This is a genomic window from Pseudoxanthomonas koreensis (genome assembly GCF_041890415.1).
Classification (GTDB): domain Bacteria; phylum Pseudomonadota; class Gammaproteobacteria; order Xanthomonadales; family Xanthomonadaceae; genus Pseudoxanthomonas; species Pseudoxanthomonas koreensis_A.
Map to the genome: position 1 here is coordinate 2,846,267 of NZ_CP169056.1, position 15,232 is coordinate 2,861,498.

A 15,232-nucleotide genomic window follows, 5' to 3' on the forward strand; every position below is an offset into this window, starting at 1 on the left:
CTGGAACGGTCGCTTCCACGGAGCCGCCTTCCATGCGCCTGGGTCTTGCCGCCAACCGCCTGCATCACGCCACCGAGGACGCGGCCCTGTTCCGCTGGCTGCGTGCCAGTGGCCAGGGCATCCGCGAGTTGCAACTGCAGCTGCACACCGTCGGCCGCACCCACGAGGCGATCGTGGCGGCCGGCATGCTCGCCGGCCATGCCGGACTGAAGCGCTACCCCTACGGCCGCGAGGGCGGGCTGATGAAGCTGGTGGCCGAGGTGGTCGGGCTGGAAGGCGATGCGCGCACCCTGGACGGAGCCATCTACCTGATCGACCCGGTGGATCCGTCCTCGATCTTCCCCGAGGCCATCGCGCTCAAGCGCCAGTGCGTGATCCACGGCAAGCCCTTCATCTCCACCGTGGCCAGCGCGCGCGACTGGATCGAGACCGAGCGCATCCACGCCGGCCTGGGGCCGGACCCGGGCGCCGACCACTTCCATGCCTTCGAATCGCAGACCCTGGCGCTGATCGCCCACGACGCGATGAAGCCGCAGATGCTGGCCTTCGCCGCCGAGCACTACGACGTGCTGTCGCGCTTTGCCCGGCGCGTGGCCACCGGCACCACCGGCCAGCGCCTCAACGAGATGGCGTGGAGCCGCGGCTGGCCGCAGGACACGCCGTGGGTGCACCGCTTCCTCAGCGGCCCGATGGGCGGCGACGCGCAGATCGCCGACCTGGTGCTGGAGCGGCGCTGCCAGCGCGCGGTGTTCTTCGAGGACCCGCATGTGGCCCGACAGCACGAGGCCGACATCCAGTTGCTGGAGCGCGCGGTGACCACGGTCACCGACGAGGCGGTGTGCATCACCTCGCCAGCGGTGGCCGCACGCTGGGTGGCGGCGGTACGCCGGCGCCAGGCGCTGCGCGCGGCCTGAGCCGCACCTCATGTGCGTGGTCGCATTCGCCTGGAACGCGCACCCGCGCTGGCGGCTGGTGCTGGCCGGCAACCGCGACGAATTCCATGCGCGCCCGACCGCACCGCTGGCGCGCTGGGACGACGCCCCGCAGGTGCTGGCCGGGCGCGACCTGGAAGCCGGTGGCACCTGGCTGGGGGTGGACGACGCCGGCCGCTGCGCGCTGGTCACCAACGTGCGCGACCTGCAGGCACCGGCGGATGGCGCCTCGCGCGGGCACCTGGCCGGCGACTGGCTGCGCGGCGGCACCGGCGCGGCCGCGCATGCACGCACGCTGCTGGCCACCGCGTCGCACTACCGGCCATTCAACCTGGTGCTGTTCGACCGCGAACACGCCGCGTGGATCGGCAACACGCCCGCGCCGCGCGTGCAGGCGATCGATCATGGGGTACACGTGCTGTCCAACGCCGCGCTGGACACCCCCTGGCCCAAGGCCACCGCGCTCGGTGAACGCCTGCAGGCGTGGCTCGCACACACCGATACGGATGACGTCGAGCCGCTGTTCGAAGCACTGGCCGACGCGCGCACCTGGCCGGACACGCAACTGCCCGACACCGGCATCGGCCTGGAGCGCGAACGCCTGCTCTCGCCGGCCTTCATCCGCGGCCACGCATACGGCACCCGCGCCAGCACCGTGGTTGCGCTCGGACGCGACGGTGGCGGGGTGATCGTCGAGCGTCGCTGGGGCCCGATGGGCGTCGCCCTGGGCCAGACCCGGCTGGCGCTGGCACCCGTCTAGGCGCAGCGCGCACGCCGCTTCACGACGGTGAATGGCAGGCGCGGGCATTCACCTCGCGCTGAGGCGCCGGCGGGCACGGTGGCGCTCCATCACCGCAAAACAGGAGTGCCCCCGATGCGCAAGCACACCGCCCTGATCCTCCCCGCCGCGCTGGCTGCCGCGCTGGCCGCTGCGCCAGCGCTGGCCAACCCCGCCACCACCCTGACCGAACCGCAGGTCCGCGCCGTGCTCGAGCAGCAGGGCTTCACCCGCATCAACGACCTCGAGTTCGAGGACGGCATGTGGGAGGCCGATGCCACCAGCGCCGATGGCAACCGCGTGGATCTGCGCGTGGATCCGTCCAGCGGCAAGGTCTTTGCCGAGGACATGGTTTCCACCCTGAGCGCCGACGACATCAAGGCCCGGCTCACCGCGGCCGGCTACTCAAAGGTGAACGACGTGGACTTCGAAGACGGCATCTGGGAAGCGGAAGCCGAACGCCCCGACGGCGCCGACGTGAAGATCCGGCTCGACCCCACCGACGGCCGCATCCTCGGCGTCGAGAACGACTGACCCCGTGATGGCCCGGACCCGGCGCCGTCCGGGCCCGGGCGCGCACCGCGACCACGCAGCATCCCCGCGGGTACGCGCAGGTGGCGCGGTTGCTGACCGGAACGCCAGGCTTGGCCGGCCGCGGCATCAACCGGCCGGCGCCCTGCGTCGCAACAGGCGCAGGCCGAATCCCTCCGCCGCCCCACCCCATGCGCCTGCCACCTCCAGCCCCGCAGCCGCGGCCAGCGCGGTGAAGCGCGCGTCGCGGTACTTGTGGCTGTACTCGACCAGGATGTCCTGGCCAGCGCTGAACTCGAAGCGCTGGCCGGCCACGCGCACCGCCTGTGGCCGCAGGCTGACCAGGCGGGTTTCGATGCGTTCGCGCGCGGCCACGTAACGGGCCTGGTGGGCAAATCCGGCCAGGTCGAAATCGGCGCCCAGCTCGCGGTTGATCCGGGCCAGCAGGTTCAGGGTGAACGCGGCGGTGACCCCGGCCGCATCGTTGTAGGCGGCCTCGATGATGGCCGGGTCCTTGACCAGGTCGATGCCGACCAGGGCCAGGCCATCGGTTCCCAGCGTGGCGGCCATGGCCCGCAGCAGGGCCAGCGCCTCGGCATCGTCGAAGTTGCCCAGGGTCGAGCCGGGGAAGAACACCAGCCTGCGCGCCGCCGACGACAAGCGCCGCAGGGTCAGCGGGCCGGTGAAGTCGGCCTGCAGCGGCAGCATGTCCAGCCGCGGGAAGCGCAGGCGCAGGCGCGCCACGCAGTCGTCCAGCGCCGCGCCGGAAATCTCCACCGGGGTATAGGCCGCGGGTGCTTCAAGCGCATCGAGCAGGCACTCGGTCTTCACTCCGCTGCCGCTGCCGTACTCCACCACGTGCGCGCGCGGGCCGACCGCCGCGCTGATGGCACCGATGTGGCGCGCCAGCAATTCCCGCTCGACCCGGGTGAGGTAGTACTCCGGCTGCACGGTGATGGCTTCGAACAGCGCCGAGCCGCGCGCATCGTAGAAGTACTTGGAGGGCAGCCGCCGCGGCCGGTGCGCCAGGCCGGCCAGCACATCCGCGCGCAGCGCCGCCCGCGGGTCGGCCACAACGGTGCGCTCGACCACGCTCATGCGCGGTCCCGGGCCAGGCGCAGCCCCGCGAACTGCCAGCGCGCGTGCGGCGGGAAGAAATTGCGGTAGCTGGCGCGCACGTGTCCGCGCGGCGTGGCGCAACTGCCGCCGCGCAGCACCCACTGCCCGCACATGAACTTGCCGTTGTACTCGCCGGTATCGTCCTGCCACGGCTTGAAGCCCGGCCAGGGCAGGTAGGCGCTGGAGGTCCATTCCCACACATCGCCGTACAGCTGCTGCAGCCCCTCGCCACGGGCCGCGCGCGGCTGCAGCAGGCCGTCGTCGGCAAAGTTGCCTTGCACCGGCAGCGGCGTGGCGGCGCGTTCCCATTCCAGTTCCGTGGGCAGGCGCGCGCCGGCCCAGCGGGCGAAGGCGTCGGCTTCGTAATAGCTCAGGTGGCACACCGGCGCGTGCGGCGGCAGCGGCCGCAGCCCGCCCAGGGTGCAGGCGGCGTCCAGCCCGGGCTCCCAGTACAGCGGGCGCTCCCAGGCCTCGGCCTGGACCCTGGCCCAGCCATCGCTGAGCCACAGTGCCGGAGTGCGGTAGCCGCCGTCCTCCACGAACCGGCGGTACTCGGCATTGGTTACCGGGCGGCTGGCCACTGCGTGCGCAGGCACCAGCACCCGATGCGGTGGTGACTCGTTGTCGTAGGCGAAGTCCGGGCCCGGCGGCCAGCGCGGCGCGCCGACCTCGACGATGCGTTCGTCCTGGGCCATCCATTGCAGCGGGGCCGCCGCGGCATCCGGCGGCCGCGGCAGGTCGGCGCGGTAGGCCGGGCGCAGCGGGTGGCACCACAGTGCATGCTGGATGTCGGTGAGCAGCAATTCCTGGTGCTGCTGCTCGTGGTGCAGGCCAAGCTCCAGCCGCTCGCGCGCCGGACCGGGCAGGACGTCGCCATCCAGCGCGGCGAGGACGCGCTCATCGACCTGGCGGCGATATTCCAGCACCTCCTGCAGCGACGGCCGCGACAGCAGGCCCCGTCGTGGCCGCGGATGGCGCGGGCCGGCACTGTCGTAGTAGCTGTTGAACAGGTAGTTCCACTGCGGCCGCAGCGGCGCCTGGCCGGCTGCTTCCAGCACGAAGTGCTCGAAGAACCAGGTGGTGTGCGCCAGGTGCCACTTGGCCGGGCTGGCGTCGTCCATGCTCTGCACCATCGCGTCTTCGGGCGACAGCGGCGCGGCCAGGCGGCAGCTGGCGGCGCGCACATGGCCATAGCGCTCCTGCAGGGCAACAGCGGCCACCTCCTGCGAGGCAGCCGGTGACGCGACGGTGACGACGGGCGGCATGGGCCCACGCTAGCGCCGCGTCCATTAGCGTCGCGTCATGGCGGCGCGCGTGTTGTGTGCGCGGAGCTGGCTCGGTGCGACGCCGTGCGGCCATGCGCCGGCCGGATCAGTGCGCCGTGTCGCCGTCCAGGTAGTACCAGCGCCCGCCTTCGCGGACGAAGCGGCTGCGCTCTTCCATCCGCACCGCGCTCGCGCCGCCGGCGCGGTAGCGGGCGACGAAGTGGACCTGGGCCTCGTCACCGGCGCTGCGGTGCGATTTCACCTCCAGCCCCAGCCAGACCACGCGCAGGCCCTCGGGGTCCTCCAGCTCGAGTGCCTGCGGGCGCGTGCCCGGATGCCAGGTCGCGCGCAGGTAGTCCGGCAAGCCCAGCACGTAGGCGCTGTAGCGCGAGCGCATCAGGGCCAGCGCATCCGGCGCGGCCTCGCCCGCATGCCAGCGCCCGCAGCAGGCCTGGTATCCGGCGCCGGTGCCGCAGGGGCAGGGCGTGTCGGTCAACGGCGCCCGGCCGCGATCAGGCGCAGGAACTCGGCGCGGGTACGCGCATCGGTGCGGAAGCTGCCGCGCATGCTGGAGGTGACCATGCTCACCCCGCGCTTGTGGATGCCGCGGGTGGTCATGCACTCGTGCGCGCCTTCCACCACCACGCCCACGCCCAGCGGATGCAACGCGTCCTGGATGCACTGGGCAACCTGCGCGGTCATCTTCTCCTGCACCTGGAAGCGGCGGGCGTAGGCATCCACCACCCGCGCCAGCTTGCTGATCCCCACCACCTTGCCATCCGGCAGGTAGCCCACGTGGACCCGGCCGATGATCGGCGCCATGTGGTGCTCGCAGTGGCTTTCGTACTCGATGTCGCGCAGCACGATCATCTCGTCGTAGCCGGCGACCTCCTCGAAGGTCCGGCTCAGGTATTCCCGCGGGTTCTCGCGGTAGCCGCTGAACCAGTCACCGTAGGCCTCGGCGACCCGGCGCGGGGTATCGAGCAGGCCTTCGCGCGCGGGATCCTCGCCGGCCCAGCGCAACAGCGTGCGCACGGCGTCTTCGGCCTGGGCCTGGGTGACGGGCGGGACTTCGGGCGGTGATCCGGACATGGCCTGCGGGCAAACACGGAGAGGAGGCCATGGTACCGCGTCGCCGCCAGCGGGCCCCGATGGCCGGGCCGGCATGCATGACGTTCCGCATTGGCCAGGCCCGGCGCGCGGCAACACAATGCGCCCATCGTCGACCCTTCCCGGAGTTCCCGCGTGCGCCGCATTCCCGCCCTCAGCCTGCTCGCCCTGGCCCTGGCCGCCTGTTCGCCCGCGCCATCGGACCCGCCCGCACCCGCCACCTCCGCCGTTGCGGGCGCCGAAGATGCCTCGCAGCGCCTCAATGCCTGGTTCGACACCAAGTACGAGCAATACCTGCAGATGTCGCCCATGCAGCTGACCTTCCTCGGCCGCAAGGACCACAACGACCGCCTGGACGACATGTCCGAGGCCGCGCTGCGCCAGCGCGTGGACTGGCTGCAGGCCTCGGTGCGCGAAATGGAGTCGCAGTTCGACCGCGCGCAGCTGGATCCGGCGGCGCAACTGTCCTGGGACCTGTGGAAGCGCCAGTACGAGGAGGCGCGCGACAGCCTGCCCTGGGCCGCCCACGGCTACCCGTTCAACCAGATGGGCGGTGCGCACGCCACCGTGCCCACCTTCCTCATCAATTTCCACAAGGTGGAGGACGAGCGCGACTACCTGGCCTACGTGTCGCGGCTGGCGGCGGTGCCGGTGATGTTCGACCAGTTGCTCGCGCGCGCCACGGCCTCGGCCGCCACCGGCATCCGCCCGCCGAAGTTCGCGCTGCAGGGGGTGATCGACCAGTCGCGCAAGGTCATCGCCGGCGCGCCCTTCGACGCCGGTGCCGACAGCGCGCTGTGGGCTGATGCCCAGGCCAAGGCCGATGCGCTGGTCAAGGACGGCAAGCTCGACCCCGCCCGCGCCGACGCGCTCAAGGTGCAGGCCCGCGCCGCCCTGCTCGAATCGGTGCAGCCGGCCTACGCGCGGGTGATCGCCTTTGCCGAAGGCCAGCTGCCGCAGGCGCTGGACAACCCCGCCGGCGTGGGCACCACCCACCCGGATGGCGCGGCGTTCTACACCCACCAGTTGCGCGACCACACCTCCACCGCGATGACCGCCGAGCAGATCCACGCGCTGGGCCTGGCCGAGGTGGCGCGCCTGCGCGCCGAGCTTGCCCGGGTGCAGCAGCAGTTGGGCATCGAGGGCAGCCTGGACGACTTCTTCCGCCAGGTGCAGGCCGACCCGAAGCGCCTGTACCCCAACACCGACGCCGGCCGCCAGGCCTACATCGACGACGCCACGGCCAGGATCGACAACATCAAGCAGCACCTGCCGGCCTACTTCGGCCTGCTGCCCAAGGCCGACCTGGTGGTGCGCCGGGTGGAGGCGTTCCGCGAACAGGATGGCGCTGCCCAGCACTACTACCCCGGCACGCCGGATGGCTCGCGCCCGGGCATCTACTACGCGCACCTGTCGGACATGGCGTCGATGCCGAAGACCGAGCTGGAGGTGATCGCCTATCACGAGGGCCTGCCCGGCCATCACATGCAGATCTCCATTGCCCAGGAGTTGACCGGCGTGCCGCAGTTCCGCACCCAGTACCGCACCACCGCGTACAGCGAGGGCTGGGGTCTGTACTCGGAGTGGCTGGCCAAGGAGATGCCGGGCACCTATGAAGATCCGTATTCCGAATACGGGCGGCTGATGTCGGAGATGTGGCGCGCGATCCGGCTGGTGGTGGATACCGGCCTGCATGCCAAGGGCTGGACCGAGCAGCAGGCGGTGGACTACTTCCGGGCCAACAGCTCGGTGCCGGATGCGGCGATCCGCTCGGAGATCCAGCGCTATCTGGTGATGCCGGGCCAGGCCACGGCCTACAAGGTCGGGATGATCCGGATCCAGGAATTGCGCCGCAAGGCCGAGGCGCAGCTGGGCGAGCGCTTCGACATCCGCGGCTTCCACGACGCGGTGCTGGGCGGCGGCGCGCTGCCGCTGGACCTGCTGGAGCAGCGGGTGGACGGCTGGATCGAGACACAGCGCGCCGGCTGAGGGGGCATCTTCCGGGGCCAGATTCCGGCCCCTGGGGCAGGGCGGTGGGTTGGCTGCAGGGTGCGGTGCGATGCCTGCTGCCGCTCATGTCCCCCGGCTCCGGCCTGCGGCCGAAGCCTCCTCCTTGACTTCCCGTCAGCAGGCATCGCACCACACCTCTTCGACATGGTGGGCGCTTCTTTTCTGGGAGCGCCCAGGTCGTGAGGGCCTTGCGAACGTGCAGGCCTTGAAATCGGCGGGCGCGCTCGTATATCGGGGGGCGAACCCGGCCATCCACAGGACCTCCCGATGACCACAGACGCCACCGCATCCGCGCCCGAAACCCGCAAGTTCGAAGCCGAAGTGGCCCAGGTGCTGCACCTGGTGACCCACTCGCTGTACTCGCACAAGGAGATCTTCCTGCGCGAGTTGATCTCCAACGCCTCCGATGCCTGCGACAAGCTGCGCTTCGAGGCCATCGCCAATCCGGGGCTGATGGCCGGCGAGGCGGAGTTGCGGATCGAGGTGAGTGCGGACAAGGCCGCGCGCACCATCACCATCCGCGACACCGGCATCGGCATGTCGCGCGATGAGGTGGTGGCCAACATCGGCAGCATCGCCAGCTCCGGCACGCGCCGCTTCCTGGAGGCGCTGGGCAGCGAGCAGAAGGCCGACGCGCGGCTGATCGGCCAGTTCGGCGTGGGCTTCTATTCGGCCTTCGTGGTGGCAGAGCGGGTGACCGTGCTGACCCGTCGCGCCGGCGACCCGGCGCAGGCCGGCGTGCGCTGGGAAAGCGATGGCCGCGGCGAGTACACGCTCGAGCCGGCCACGCTGGACGCACGCGGCACCACCGTGATCCTGCACCTGAAGGAGAGCGAGGACGAGTTCCTCGACGACTGGAAGCTGCGCGGCCTGGTGCGCAAGTACTCCGACCATGTCGCCTTCCCGATCCGCATGCCGAAGGCCGCGGCGGACACCCAGGATGAGGCCGCCGCCGACGCACCAGAGTGGGAGTCGGCCAACGACGCCTCGGCGCTGTGGACCCGGCCCAAGGGCGAGATCAAGGACGAGGAATACCAGGGCTTCTACAGCTCGCTGGGCCACGACTTCAACCCGCCGGCCGCCTGGACCCACAACCGGGTGGAGGGCAGCCAGAGCTTCACCACCCTGCTGTATCTCCCCGCGCAGCCGCCGTTCGACGTGCTGATGGGCGGGCGCGACGAGCGCAAGGGATTGAAGCTGTACATCAAGCGCGTCTTCATCATGGACGCGGCCGAGGAGCTGCTGCCCAACTACCTGCGCTTCGTGCGCGGCGTGGTCGATGCCGACGACCTGCCGCTCAACGTGAGCCGCGAGATCCTGCAGCACAACCGCCAGCTGGAGCGGATCAAGGGCGCCTGCGTCAAGCGCGTGCTGGACCTGATCGAGAAGCTCTCGCGCGACGAGCCGGAGAAGTTCGCAGCGTTCCTCAAGGCCTTCGGCAACACCTTGAAAGAGGGCATCGTCGAGGACGCCGGCAACCGCGAGCGCATTGCCAGGCTGCTGCGCTTCGCGTCCACCAGGGGCGAGGGCGCGGCGCAGACGGTGTCGCTGGACGACTACGTCGGGCGCATGTCCGCCGGCCAGGATGCCATCTGGTACATCACCGCCGACGGCCACGCCGCGGCGGCCGGCAGCCCGCAGCTGGAGGCCTTCCGCGCGCGCGGCATCGAGGTGCTGCTGATGTCCGACCGCATCGACGAGTGGATGGTCGGCCACCTGCACGAATACGCCGGCAAGCCGCTGCGGCACGTGGCCAAGGGCGAGCTGCCGCTGGACGAGGCGGAGAAGAAGCGGCAGGAGGAGGCGGCCAGCGCCGCCGCGCCGTTGCTGGAGCGGCTGAAGACGCTGCTGGAGGGCAAGGTGGAGGACGTGCGCGTGTCGGCGCGCCTGACCGACTCTCCTGCCTGCCTTGCGTTGGCCGAGCACGAGATGGCGCCGCACCTGGCCCACCTGCTGCGCGAAGCCGGCCAGGCCGTGCCCGAAAGCAGGCCGATCCTGGAGGTCAACCCGCAGCACGCCTTGCTGCACAGGCTCGCGGCCACCACCGACGACGCCCAGGCCGCCGACCTGGCCACCCTGCTGCTGGAACAGGCGCGGTTGACCGCCGGTGCGCCGCTGGCCGACCCGGCGGCGTTCGTGCAGCGGATCAACCGGCTGCTTGCAGGGTGATGCCTGCCGCCCGGGTCAGCCCCGCCCGACACATCCGGTCTTGAACGACGCTGCGCCAGGGCTGCCCTGGCGCAGCGACATCAGCGACACGAAACACTCCGCGCCGCCGGCCCCGACGAACGTCACTGACTCACCGCTGGCAAGATGGCGGCCATTCGCCGCGTTGCGCCCCTCCGATGTCAGGTTCACCCGTACGCCGTCGCGGCCCACGGACTGCAACCCCAGCACCGCACCCGGCGCCAGGTCCATGCTGCTGTTGCTGGCCAGGGTAAAGTCGTAACCGGCGCCAACGCCGCCACGCGATGCGGCGACCGTGCCCATGGTCAGGATTTCCTGCTTGGCCAGTTCAAGCTGCTGCACCAGGCCTGCGCTCTGGCGCTCGACGCTGGCGATCGAACGCTGCAGCGCCTGGAACGCTTCGCGCTCCTCCTCCGGCAGGCTGCCGCGGATCCGGGCCAGGCTCTCGCCCATGGTTTCGAACTCGGCCTTCTGCGCGGCGATGATCTTGTCGATGAACTCGTCGTCGCTGTCCTTCCACGGCTTGTAGTGCTCGTACAGGTCGCCACCGACCGCATTGGCCAGGAATCCGAGCACGAACACCGCGGCCGTCACGAAGAAATTCTTGCGGTTGCGCTGGAAGAAGCCGACCGACCCCTTCAACGGCGCCGGTACCGTGGCCAGGTCGATGTCGCCACTGTCCTTCACCGTGGTGTCTGCAGCGTCGGCCCCCGGGCCGCTGGTTTCGCCGTTCCCCATGTCCCCTCCCCCTGGCCGCGCACGATGCCGACCGTCGCCGGAATCTAGACGCGGCCAGCGCGCACTGCAAGGCGCCGGCCTGGGCGGCAAGTGGATCGGCGAAGCAGCTGCGGGAAGCCAATGGATCAACCCGCAGCCGGTCACCCGGCGGCAATCACCAGGCGGCAATCACCCGGCGTCAATCACCATATCCGCACGCGCTCTTCCGGGGCGATGTACAGCGGGTCGCCCTGCTTGACGCCGAACGCGTCGTACCAGGCATCGATGTTGCGCAGCGGGGCGAAGGCGCGGATGTGGCCGGGCGAGTGGGTGCCGTTGACCAGTTGCTGGCGCAGCGCGTCGTCGCGCCACAGGGTGCGCCACACCTGCGCCCAGCCCAGGAACAGGCGCTGCTCGCCGCTGAAGCCGTCGATCACCGGCGCGGGCTTGCCATCCAGCGAGCGCCGGTAGGCCTCCAGCGCGATGGTCAGGCCGCCCAGGTCGCCGATGTTCTCGCCCATGGCGGTGCGCGCGTTGATGTGCATGCCCGGCAGCTGCGGGAACTCGTACGCCTCGTACTGGGCGCCGAGCCTGGCCGCCTGCACTTCAAACTTGGCCGCGTCCTCGGCGCTCCACCAGTCGCGCAGCACGCCGGCGCCATCGGACTTGCGGCCCTGGTCATCGAAGCCGTGGATGATCTCGTGCCCGATCACCCCGCCGATGCTGCCGTAGTTCACCGCCGGATCGGCCTGCGGGTCGAAGAACGGCGGCTGCAGGATCGCGGCCGGGAACACGATCTCGTTCTTGACCGAGTTGTAGTAGGCGTTGACGGTCTGCGGGGTCATGCCCCACTCGGCCTTGTCCACGTCCTTGCCGATGCGCGCGCGGCGGTAATCCCATTCGAACTGGCGCGAGCGCAGCACGTTGCCGACCACGTCGCCGTTGACGATGCGCAGGCCGCTGTAGTCGCGCCACGTCTCCGGGTGGCCGATCTTCAGGCCGAAGCCCTGCAGCTTGGCGTGGGCCTCGGCCTTGGTCGCCGGGCCCATCCACTCCAGTGCATCCAGGCGCGCACCCATGGCGGCCTTCACGTTGGCCACCAGCGCATCCATCTTGGCCTTGGCGTCGGCCGGGAAGTACAGCTTCACGTACTCGCGGCCCACCGCCTCGCCGAGGCTGTCCTCGACCAGGGCCACGGCGCGCTTCCAGCGCTCGCGCTGCTCGGGCTGGCCGGACAGGAACTTGTTGCGGAAATCGAAGTGGGCGTCGACAAAGCGGCCGGACAGCAGCGGCGCGGCATCGTCGATCGCGTGGAACGCCTGCCACGCCTGCAGGGTGGCGATGTCGGTGTCGGCGAAGATCTTCGCCATCTTCGGCACGGCGCTGCCCTGGCGCACCACGGCCACGTCGCCATGGTCCACGCCGGCCGCCTTGAAGTACTCGGCCCACGGGAAGCCCGGGGCATAGGCGTCGAAGCGCTCGAACGGCACCGGGTTGTAGGTGCGGTCGCGGTCGCGGCTTTCGGCGCGGGTCCAGTGGACTTCGGCGATGCGGGTCTCGAAGGCGAGCACCGCCTCGGCGGCGGCCTGCGGGTTGTCCCAGCCGCCCATCGCCAGCAGTTGGGCGATGTAGGCCACGTAGCGCTCGCGCTGCGGGGCGAAGTTGTCGCGCAGGTACATCTCGCGGTCGCCCAGGCCAAGGCCGGCCTGGCCCATGTACAGGGTGTAGTGGTCCGGATCGCGCTGGTCGTCGGACACGCCCATGCCGAACAGGGTCACGCCGAAGGTGTCGGACGCGCCCATCAGCTGGGCCATGGCCAGGTGGCTGCCGGCCTGGCCGATGCGCTGCAGCACCGGCTGCAACGGGGCATCGTCCAGCGCCTCGATGGCAGCCTCGTCGAGGAAACCGCGGTACACGGCCGCGATCCTGGCCGGGTCGCCGCCGGTGGCAGGGTCGGCCAGCGGGTAGGCCTCCACCAGCGCGCGCACGCGCGCCTCGGACAGGTCGCGCAGCACGCGGAAGGCACCGTAGCTGGACTGGTCGGCGGGGATCGGCGTGTTCTTCGCCCAGGTGCCGTTGGCATAGGCGAAGAAGTCCTCGCCCGGGGAAACACTGGTGTCCATGCCGGCGGTGTCGATGCCCCAAGTGCCGTAACGGATGGCGGTGGCCGCATCATCGCCGCCGGCGTCGCCGGGGTCGTACAGCTGCTGCATGGTGCAAGCAGCGTCCATGCAGGCATGGGCATCGTGGGCGCCGGCGGGGGCGGCCAGGGCAAGGGCGACCAGGGTCGCGGCGGCAAGCAGGGTGGTCTTCAAGGCGGGCACCGTCATCGGAGCGGCCGAACGGCCGGATGCCCCCACGATAGTTGCGCCTGACACTGGCCGCAGGTGCCGAAGGTTGGGGGGCGCCACCCCGTGCGGGTACTGGCGCCCCAGGCGGGGCGTGCCCGGGCAGGCGCCCGGGCACGCCCACCGCGGTCAGGCACGTTCGAAGTGGTAGATCTCCACGCTGGCCGGGGCGATGGCCAGGAAGCCGGCCGATGCGTCGAACGCCGACTCCGTGGCACCGACCCGCGCCGGCTCGCCCAGCGGATTGGTCGCGTCCGGGCCGGGGCCGGTGAACTTCCAGCAGCGCCCCGCCCCCTTGGGCCTGAAGCCCTGCAGCGCAAGCGAGAAGCTGTGCGGCGCCTCGGTGGCGTTGACCACGGCCACGGCCAGGGTCCTGCCGTCGGGCGTCAGCGCCGCGGACACGTCCAGCGGATACGTGGGACCACCGGTATTGACGCTGGGCTGGTCGCCACCGATCGGGTACTTGGGTGCGGGCGTGGGCGAATTGCCGTTGACCGCCACCGGCACGCTGCCGAAATGCTCCTGGTAGAACTGGAACATGCGCCCCTTGAGGCTGATCTGCGAGCGCGTGCGGTCGAAGTTCAACCACCCGGTGGCCATGGTGAAGCCGGCCATCTCGATGAAGTCGGTGTGGCGGAAGAACTCGTGGAACGCGGCGGCGATCGCCAGGGCGCCCTTGAGGTCGTCCTGGAAATGGAAGGCCCATTCGTCGAAGAACACCTTGACGCTGCCCTTCTCCAGTTCCGGGAAGTGCTTCTTGTACTCCTCCCAGGCGTCCACCATGGTGCGGATGCGGTTGGGCATCTGGTGCGCCCACTCGTTCAGGGTCTGGGTCACGTCCACCAGCTTGCCGGTGGCCAGGTCGAAACGCTTGTCCGCCGGCGGATAGGCGTGGGTGCCAAGTGCATCGAACCTGCCCCAGCTGTCCTTGAGCATGCCGTAGGCCCAGTCGCGCTCGGAACCGACGTGCACCTGCGGCTGGCCGGCGATGAAGATGCCCTGCCCGGTGGTCATCTCGTCGACGAAGCCGCCGGGGGCCACGATGTAGATGTCCGGGTCCACCTTGCGCATCGCATCGACGAACATGTTGTGCTTGACGGTGTACTGGTCGCGCGCCATGTGCCCGTACTGCCAGTGGCCGTACATCTCGTTGCCCACCGCCCAGTACTTGACGCCATAGGGCTTGCTGCGGCCGTTGGCCGCGCGCTTCGCGCCCCACTCGGTCTCGGCGCTTCCGTTGACGTATTCGAGCAGCTGGGCACCGGAGCGCGGATCGCCGAAGCCGGTGTTCACGCACCAGAACGGCGCGCATTCGATCAGTTCGCACAACTGCAGCAGCTCGTCCACGCCCACGTCGTTGGGCTGCACCGCGTTCCACACCGGGTCCAGGACGGGCGGGCGCTTGTCGGGGTCGCCGATGCTGTCTTCCCAGTCGTGGGCGGAAATGAAGTTGCCGCCCGGCATCCGCAGGATGTGGCAGTTCATCTGCTTCATCAGCGCCACGGTGTCGGCGCGGAACCCGCGCACGTTGTCCGCCGGCATCAGCGATACCGCGCCCAAGCCGAAGCGGCCGCGGCCCTGGCCGACGATTTCCAGGCGGGCGTCGGTGGTGTCGATGTCCGGATTGAAACGGAACCGTTGCGTGCCCCACTTCGACGACGCGCGCACCCGCGTGGAGAGCACCTCGCCGCCATTGCCGGCGACCAGCCTGACGGTGACCGTCACGCCGGGGTCGGCCCACACCACGATGCGGCCGTCGTAAGGCGTACCGGATTTCAATGCCAGGCCGTGCTGCAGCATCCCCCGTTCCTGCGAACCGTCCAGGGTGACGACCGGGCTGTGCTCGCCCACCCAGGCGCGTTCGGTATCCAGCGCGATGGCCGAGGCCGGCCCGATGGCCACCCACTTCTCGACGAAGGCCCGCGCGGCGCGCCCTTCGGTCGGCTTCTGCTCCCGCTGGGCCACGACGCCGTAATGGAACTTGCGGTCATCGAGCGTCTCGCTCCACAGGCTGTGGTTGATCAGGTTGCCGATGTGCTCGATGAAGCCGCCATAGATCATCGGCGAGATCGGCGGACGCGCCGCACCGGTATTGATGGTGGCGGTGATGCCACCGGACGCCGCGAAGACCGGCGGAATCCACGTTGCCACGCCCAGCGCCGCCGAACCCAGCATCAGGTTGCGCCGCATCAGGTCCACCTTGTGCTTTTGCTCCATCAGTCATCGTCTCCAGCA

The 15,232-nt window shown here is 70.3% G+C and carries 12 protein-coding genes; 5 read left to right on the top strand and 7 right to left on the bottom strand.

What is annotated here, in order from left to right; all coding sequences use genetic code 11:
- Positions 1-32: 32 nt before the first annotated feature.
- The 3 genes from ACEJ41_RS12840 to ACEJ41_RS12850 all read left to right on the top strand — a co-directional run bounded on the left by ACEJ41_RS12840 (position 33) and on the right by ACEJ41_RS12850 (position 2,244).
- Positions 33-914 carry a methylglyoxal synthase gene (locus ACEJ41_RS12840; RefSeq protein ID WP_374012643.1) on the top strand — a complete coding sequence of 294 codons (882 nt, stop codon included), beginning with the start codon at positions 33-35 and terminating at the stop codon, positions 912-914.
- A 10-nt stretch (positions 915-924) separates the two neighbouring features.
- Positions 925-1,692, top strand: a complete 768-nt coding sequence (locus tag ACEJ41_RS12845) for an NRDE family protein (RefSeq protein ID WP_374012644.1) — start codon at positions 925-927, stop codon at positions 1,690-1,692.
- 114 nt (positions 1,693-1,806) lie between these two features.
- The gene (locus ACEJ41_RS12850; RefSeq protein WP_374012645.1) at positions 1,807-2,244 is read left to right on the top strand and encodes a PepSY domain-containing protein; all 438 of its coding nucleotides are present in this window, start codon (positions 1,807-1,809) and stop codon (positions 2,242-2,244) included.
- A 126-nt stretch (positions 2,245-2,370) separates the two neighbouring features.
- Here ACEJ41_RS12850 and egtD read toward each other — a convergent pair whose 3' ends face one another.
- The 4 genes from egtD to folE all read right to left on the bottom strand — a co-directional run bounded on the left by egtD (position 2,371) and on the right by folE (position 5,717).
- Entirely contained in the window at positions 2,371-3,339 is a 969-nt protein-coding gene (gene egtD / locus ACEJ41_RS12855) for an L-histidine N(alpha)-methyltransferase (RefSeq protein WP_374012646.1), read from the bottom strand.
- A complete protein-coding gene (gene egtB, locus ACEJ41_RS12860) occupies positions 3,336-4,625 on the bottom strand; it encodes an ergothioneine biosynthesis protein EgtB (RefSeq protein WP_374012647.1) in 1,290 nt (429 codons plus the stop codon). Before egtB ends, egtD begins: the two co-directional genes overlap by 4 nt.
- Before the next feature lie 106 nt (positions 4,626-4,731).
- A complete protein-coding gene (locus tag ACEJ41_RS12865) occupies positions 4,732-5,121 on the bottom strand; it encodes a YchJ family protein (protein ID WP_374012648.1) in 390 nt (129 codons plus the stop codon).
- The gene (folE, locus tag ACEJ41_RS12870; protein WP_374012649.1) at positions 5,118-5,717 is read right to left on the bottom strand and encodes a GTP cyclohydrolase I FolE; all 600 of its coding nucleotides are present in this window, start codon (positions 5,715-5,717) and stop codon (positions 5,118-5,120) included. Before folE ends, ACEJ41_RS12865 begins: the two co-directional genes overlap by 4 nt.
- Before the next feature lie 153 nt (positions 5,718-5,870).
- On the opposite strand from folE, the gene ACEJ41_RS12875 reads away from it, so the two are divergent.
- Positions 5,871-7,724, top strand: a complete 1,854-nt coding sequence (locus ACEJ41_RS12875; RefSeq protein ID WP_374012650.1) for a DUF885 family protein — start codon at positions 5,871-5,873, stop codon at positions 7,722-7,724.
- A 288-nt stretch (positions 7,725-8,012) separates the two neighbouring features.
- Positions 8,013-9,914 carry a molecular chaperone HtpG gene (gene htpG, locus ACEJ41_RS12880; RefSeq protein WP_374012651.1) on the top strand — a complete coding sequence of 634 codons (1,902 nt, stop codon included), beginning with the start codon at positions 8,013-8,015 and terminating at the stop codon, positions 9,912-9,914.
- A 15-nt stretch (positions 9,915-9,929) separates the two neighbouring features.
- Here htpG and ACEJ41_RS12885 read toward each other — a convergent pair whose 3' ends face one another.
- The 3 genes from ACEJ41_RS12885 to ACEJ41_RS12895 all read right to left on the bottom strand — a co-directional run bounded on the left by ACEJ41_RS12885 (position 9,930) and on the right by ACEJ41_RS12895 (position 15,214).
- Positions 9,930-10,670, bottom strand: a complete 741-nt coding sequence (locus tag ACEJ41_RS12885; protein WP_374012652.1) for an OmpH family outer membrane protein — start codon at positions 10,668-10,670, stop codon at positions 9,930-9,932.
- Between the two features lie 182 nt (positions 10,671-10,852).
- The gene (locus ACEJ41_RS12890) at positions 10,853-12,973 is read right to left on the bottom strand and encodes a M13 family metallopeptidase (protein ID WP_374014153.1); all 2,121 of its coding nucleotides are present in this window, start codon (positions 12,971-12,973) and stop codon (positions 10,853-10,855) included.
- Between the two features lie 153 nt (positions 12,974-13,126).
- A complete protein-coding gene (locus tag ACEJ41_RS12895) occupies positions 13,127-15,214 on the bottom strand; it encodes an alpha-L-arabinofuranosidase (RefSeq protein ID WP_374012653.1) in 2,088 nt (695 codons plus the stop codon).
- Positions 15,215-15,232: the final 18 nt, after the last annotated feature.